Genomic DNA, 6407 nt, shown 5'->3' on the forward strand with positions numbered 1-6407 from the left:
CAACCGCCCACAGACACCTTGGACCGAGACATGGAAACCCGCCGAGTTCTGGTCGTCGGCATCGACGGCGTACGCCTCGACCTGCTGCCGCAACTGGACACGCCCCACCTCGACTCGATCGCCCGCGCCGGCTTCCTGGCATCCGTCGAGGTCGACGCCGCCACGCCGACCATGTCCGGCCCGTGCTGGACCACCATCGTCACGGGTGTCGGCGTCGCCAAGCACGGCGTCTGGGGCAACCGCTTCGACGGAAACCGCCTCGATGTCTTCCCCGACTTCACCACCCGCCTGGCCGCCGAATGCGGACTGCGGACCTTCGCCGTCGGCGGCTGGGAACCCCTGTTCCTCGCCCAGCAGGGCGGCCCGCTCTTCATCGCTCCCAGCCGGCTGAGCTACATCGCCCCACGCGAGGACACCCCTCAGGCCTGGGAGGAGTGCGACGAGGCCGTGACAGCCGAAGCGGCACGCATCCTGGGCTCCGGAGAAGACCTCCACGCCGGCTTCGTCTACCTCGGCGCCGTCGACGAGACCGCTCACTTCCTCGGCTGCGGCCAGGAGTACCGCCAGGCGATCGAGGCCGCCGACCAGCGCCTCGGAACGCTCGTCAAGGCCCTGCGCGACCGCCCCGACCACGCCACGGAACAGTGGACGATCATCGTGGTGACCGACCACGGCCACCGCGACGAGGGCGGCCACGGAGGACGCAGCGATCAAGAGCGCACCGCATGGGTGGCCGCGTGCGGCCCCGGCCTGTCCGCCGACAAGGCGCCGTCGGCAGTCGGTCACGCCGATGTCGCCGCCCATGTCTACGCGGCCCTCGGCATCCCACGCGATCCGCACTGGACCCTGGACGGCACCGCTTTCACCGCGTGAGCCGACCGGCCGGCACCGCTTTCACCGCATGAGCCGACCGGCGGCCGCCTCTCGGCCGCCCTCACACGCCGACCGCTCACGCCGACCGCTCACGCTCGCGTCCCCGCCGGGTGACCAGGACGGCGGCCGGCCGACTGCTCACAACAGCACCGCCACAACGCGGGGCTCTTCGAATCACCGGAAAGGCTTGCCGTGGACACTGGCAGCACCCGCCCCGCCGAGCTGTCCCCCTTCGACCCCGACCAGTGGCAGAACTGCAGGCACACCGTCCACATCAACGGCATGACGGTCAGCGTCCACTCCCCCGACGGGACGGCCGCACTGGCCCGGGAGCCCGGCGGCCGGGCGGGTGCCGAGGCTCTCGTGACCGTCAGCGAAACAACGGTGGTGACGGTCCGCCTCGACGTCCCCCTCGGTGATGCCGCAGGCTTCTGGCATCCGGACGCCGGCTGGGAGCGCACCCTCCCCGCCGACTGGTCGGCATGGCGGATCCTCTCCCTGGCCCGGTCCGCACCGGTGGGGTGCCTGTACGACGCCACCGGGCGAAGTCTGCTCGCTTTCGCCACCGACCACACCGTCCAGGAAACCTTGATCCGCTTCGGGGTCTCGGAGGAGCGCAAACGCTTCGGGGTGTGGCTGCGTTTCACGCTCACGGCCGGCCAGACGTGCCGACTGCGGCTCGGCACATCAGGCGCCACCGTGGCGGCGGTCCTCCGGGAACTGCGGGGATGGCTTGCAGAACTGCCCGGCGCGGAACCCCTGCCAGTGCCCGAGTTCGGCCGCACGCCCGTCTACTCGACCTGGTACGCCTTCACCCAGGATGTGAACGCGTCGGAGGTCGAAGAGGAGGCCGCGCTTGCCGCCGAACTCGGCTGCGGCCAGCTCTTCATGGACGACGGCTGGCAGCTGCACGGCGACGGTCGCGGCTACGCAGGCTGCGGTGACTGGCAACCCGACCCAGCCAAATTCCCCGACTTCCCGGCCCACGTCCAGAAGATCCACGACCTGGGGCTCCGTTACACCGCGTGGATCGCACCACTGCTGCTCGGAGAACGTGCCGCCGCCCACCGGACCTGGGCACGCTTCGCACCACGGCGCGTGCCGCATCTGAACTGCCACATTCTCGACCCGCGCCACCGTGAGGTGCGCGACCACGTCGTCGCCACCTGCCGCACTCTCGTCGAGGAGAACCACCTGGACGGACTGAAGGTCGACTTCCTGGACGAGGCCATGGCCTATGCCGTCGCTCCAGCCCCTGACCGGCCCGCCCACGGCTACATCTCAGACGTAGGCCAAGCCATGGCCGCCCTCCTGGCAGACCTGCGCGACACCCTACGAGCCCTGCGCGGTGACGAGTTCGTGGTGGAGCTGCGGCAGCCCTACACCGGGCCGGCCATGACCGCGTTCGGCAACCTTCTCCGCGCAACGGACTGCCCGGCCGACCCCGTCGCCAACCGCATCAGAACCCTGGACATCGCCTTGATCGCGCCGGGGGGAGCGGTCCACTCCGACATGCTGATGTGGGATCCACAAGCGACGCCCGAGACGCTCGCCCGGCAATTCCACGGCGCCCTGCACGCTGTGCCGCAGATCTCCACCCGCCTCTCACAACTCTCCCCCGCCCACCGGGACACCCTGGCCTTCTGGCTCGCCACCTGGCGCCGGCTCCGCCCGGCACTCACCGGAGGCCACTACGAGACCGGCCGGCCGGACGAAATGTACCCCTACGTCACCGCCTCTTCCGGAAGCCACCGAGTGATCACCACGTACACCGACCGTGTGATCGCCCTTCCCCCGGAGCCCTGGCACACCCTCTCGCTCATCAACGCCACCACCTCGGCACGGATCCTGCTCGAAGCATCCGGGCCGACGCGACTCGTCCGCATGAACGCATACGACGCCCAGGGACAACCGCAGGAAGCCACGACCCTTGAGCTCACCCCAGGCCTCCATGTCATCAAGGTGCCGCCGTCGGGGCTGTGCGACCTTCACGCGGCAGGCAACACCCGGGCCGGCAGCCACCAGATCTGAGGAGGAGTTCCACACCCGGACCGCTGGCGTCCGCCACCGCACCGCAGCCTGTGCACCCCTCACGGCGAGGGGCGCCGGGTGCATCTGCGCGTTTTCCCGGACGAGGGCATCCGCTGCTGCCCCTCGCTGAGATGATTCACGTCAAGGTCGGTTTCCATATGGATCTTCGAGCTTTGGTGATGGAGTTGGGCAGGTCTTGCCGACGCGGTCGCCGAGGCGCCTACCAGGCGGACACCCACACGGGCTGAGGAGGGGTGCGGTTGTGAAGGAAGAGCGGTGCGACCGGTGTGAATGCATCGTCGGGCTGGGATGTGCCTGCTTGCCAAGCGGGGTCGTATCGGAAAGACGTGCTGTACCGCAGCACAGGCAGGAGTGGCGGCGCTTCCCCGCGGACACGATCCTGATCTCGCCGACGCGGTACGCGCACCTGCCGGGCTGCACCCACCTGACCGAGGAGTTGGTGACGGCCCCGCGTTGGGGCTGGATCCCCGAACCGCCGCACGGGCTCTGGGACCGGTTGAGCAGCAGCCACCCAGCGACCGCGACAGAGGGGAACACCACACGGCAGGCGGTACGACGGTGCGAGGAGTGTCAGTCGGCATTTTCGTGATGCAAGCCGCCGTGGGCGCCATCACGCGTGACCGACCTGGGCTCACCAGGTGGCCGCTCACAGGGCTGCAGCCGGACGCTGCGGCCCTGCGGGTTTGGGTGTGGACATGCCTTTGCTTTCCGGTGGTCCTCGTCACGCAGCCGCCTGAATAACTCCGTCACGCGAGCCATGCACCACCAGGCGACCCTCCTCACCTGACACCACCCCTCGCCCGGATCCGCCTGCTCAGCACACACTCCGGTACCCCGAGCCAGCACGACGCAGGAGCCAGTGATCACACACCGGCACCGAGCCCACCCGACCCGCTACACTGTCGGCGGTGGCCCGGGCCTCACCGGCCTGCCCACCACAACTTTGTCGGCAGCAGGCCTGAAGCCCACCGCCATTCGCGCGGGGTTTTAGACACGTTTTCCGACAGATCCCCGCCTTCGTAGCTCAGGGGATAGAGCACCGCTCTCCTAAAGCGGGTGTCGCAGGTTCGAATCCTGCCGGGGGCACCAGGGAAAAGACCCCGGACCGATCATGGTCCGGGGTCTTTTGACGGCACCATTTGACGGCAGTCGTGTCTCAGCCGCCCGGCAGACGGCGCTTGAGCAGGCGGTCCATGTGGCTGATCGCATCCCGCTGCGTGTCGTGCACTACGTGCGTGTACACGTAGTGGGCCGACCTCCTCACACCCGCCGACCGGCGCGGCCTGACCCCGCTCTTCTGGTCCCACGTACGTCCGTACGGCGAGGTGAACCTCGACATGGCCGCCCGTCTCGATCTCGTAGCGGCCAGGGTTCCGGGCCCCCGAACTGCGGGCGATGGGAAGCCCGCCGAAGAGCGTACGGACACGTGAGCTTGGACAGCTCTTCCGTGCGGTGAGCACAGGCCCGAACCTGACCCGGCCCGGGGTCAACGTGTGAGGTGACCGGCCGGTGGCCTCGGGCTGTCTTCCGTGGGGGGCGCCACAGTCAGTACGCCTTCGCTCAGGCACTGTTGCCCGGCCTGCGCGCGTCCTTGGTTGCTTGCGTAGTTAAGAGCGCAAGAGTCGCGAGGTGTCAGGAAGCTCGAACAAAACAGGTGGCAAGCAGGCGTGCGCCCCGTCTACCTTGCGCCCGTGACTGGTGATCCGAAGCGCTTACCGAGTAGCTCGTCCGCGACATCCACGGAAGCGACCGTGACGGACTCCGACGAGTCGACAACGGTGGCCGATCGTCCACCTGCGCAACCCGAACCCACCGAGGGATTGTTCTCCGGGCGGTACGCGGCCGCCACCTCCAGCTTCGCCACGGTGATGTTTCTGACTGGGCTTGCCGCGCTGGCCGTGGTCCCCACACTGCCCACGGCCGCGCGAGCCCTGGATGGGGTCTCGCTCTACCCGTTGGTGGCGGGGTGCTTCGTAGCCGCGAGTCTGCTCGGTGGAGTGCTGGGCGGTCATTGGGCAGACCGCGTCGGGGCACAGCGTCCCCTGGCGGCGGGCATGGTGCTGGCGGTGGTCACCCTGTTGGTCTCGGGCGCCAGCACGTCGATCTGGCAGCTGGCGGCCGGGCGCTTCATGGACGGGCTGGCGGGCGGGATGATCGCGGTGTCGATCAACACCGCGATCAGCCGGGCCTACCCTGACCGTCTGCGCCCGCGCGTTCTGGCGTTGATGAGTGCCTGCTGGGTCGTCCCGTCGCTGGTCGGTCCTCCGCTGGCGGGGCTGGTGGTCGAGTGGTGGTCCTGGCGCGCGGTGTTCTTCGGTCTGGCCGCTCTCACCACGCTGCCCGCGCTGGTGGTGGTGGTCGTGCTGCGCGGCTCTTCATGGGCGGCCCCGCCCGCACGGTCGGGAGACGGGCCGTCGCGCCCGGCACTGATGGTCGCGACAGCGGTAAGCCTGGGTGCGGCGTTGGGGCAGTACGGCGTCTCGGGCTGGGACCGGCGCCACCTGCTTTTCGCGGCGGGCGGGTTCGCCCTGCTGGTGGCGTTCGTGTCACGGTTGCTGCCGCCGCGTACCTGGAGTGCCGCGCGCGGCCTGCCGGCCACGGTGCTGCTGTGCGGGCTGGGCTCGGGCGTGTTCTTCACGCTGGAGGCCTACGTGCCTCTGCTGCTGGTCACCGACCGGGACGCACCTCCCGTGGTGATTGGCCTGGCCTTCACGGGTGCCGCCTTGGCCTGGGCCGGCTCCTCCTGGGTTCAGGGCCGACTGCTGGAGCGCTGCCCCCGCCACCGCTTAGTTGTGGCAGGCGCACTGGTGCAGGCAGTGGCAGTCGCGCTCGCGGTTGCCGGGACGCTTCCGGCGACACCCGCGTATACCGCCGCATCGGCGATGGTCGTTGCGGCCGTCGGCATGGGTATGTACGCCCCTTCCCTCACTGTGCTGTCACTCACCCACAGCCCGCCCGGTCGGCAGGGCTATGCCAGCAGCGCGATGCAGACCGCCCAGAACCTGGGACAGGTAACAGTGTTGGGCCTCTCCTCTGCCCTGTTCAATGCCTGCCTCGGCGCGGGCTCGTCCGACGCCGTCGGCTACAGCGCTGCCTTCGGACTGCTGCTCGTACCGTGCACCCTGGCTGCCCTGCTCGCCGCCCGGGCGCGCAGCACTTGAGCCGAACTACTTTCCCCGTAAACTTGTCGCCGCTCATTTATCGACCGATTGGTGAGCAAGATCGATTAGCGGGGGTTCGCGGCCGGTATCCGACGACAGCGAAGATTGATTCATTGCCAACGAAGTTTGACTGCAAGGCGAGGGTTGATGAGCCGCCGTATATCCCAAGGTGTCCTGGTCGTCGGGTCGATCGGCGTTCTGATCAACATCGTGGACGCGATCGGGACCCTCTCTGACATCGTTGGGTGAGACACCCTAGCGTGATCAGTTAGCCTGGGTGGACGAACGAGCAGGAGAACCACCCGTATGACCAGCACCAGC

Annotated in this window: 3 protein-coding genes and 1 tRNA gene; all 4 read left to right on the forward strand. The window is 68.7% G+C overall.

The window, feature by feature from the left end; translation table 11 throughout:
- The first annotated feature begins 30 nt into the window (after nt 1-30).
- The gene (locus tag ACH4EW_RS19860) at nt 31-873 is read left to right on the forward strand and encodes an alkaline phosphatase family protein (protein WP_398258558.1); all 843 of its coding nucleotides are present in this window, start codon (nt 31-33) and stop codon (nt 871-873) included.
- 192 nt (nt 874-1065) lie between these two features.
- Complete coding sequence (locus tag ACH4EW_RS19865) at nt 1066-2904, forward strand: glycoside hydrolase family 36 protein (RefSeq protein ID WP_398258560.1); 1839 nt, start codon at nt 1066-1068, stop codon at nt 2902-2904.
- A gap of 1034 nt (nt 2905-3938) precedes the next feature.
- Nucleotides 3939-4014: transfer RNA gene (locus ACH4EW_RS19870), tRNA-Arg, on the forward strand.
- A 779-nt stretch (nt 4015-4793) separates the two neighbouring features.
- Nucleotides 4794-6086 (forward strand): MFS transporter, encoded by a 1293-nt coding sequence (locus ACH4EW_RS19875; protein WP_398258582.1) that lies wholly within the window; start codon nt 4794-4796, stop codon nt 6084-6086.
- Nucleotides 6087-6407: the final 321 nt, after the last annotated feature.

The organism is Streptomyces sp. NPDC018000, assembly GCF_044328025.1.
Taxonomy (GTDB): Bacteria; Actinomycetota; Actinomycetes; order Streptomycetales; family Streptomycetaceae; genus Streptomyces.

Excerpts from the sequence above, each read along its gene's own strand:
- ACH4EW_RS19875 (WP_398258582.1), top strand. The coding sequence starts at position 4,794 with ATGTTTCTGACTGGGCTTGCCGCGCTGGCCGTGGTCCCCACACTGCCC.
- ACH4EW_RS19860 (WP_398258558.1), top strand. The coding sequence starts at position 31 with ATGGAAACCCGCCGAGTTCTGGTCGTCGGCATCGACGGCGTACGCCTC.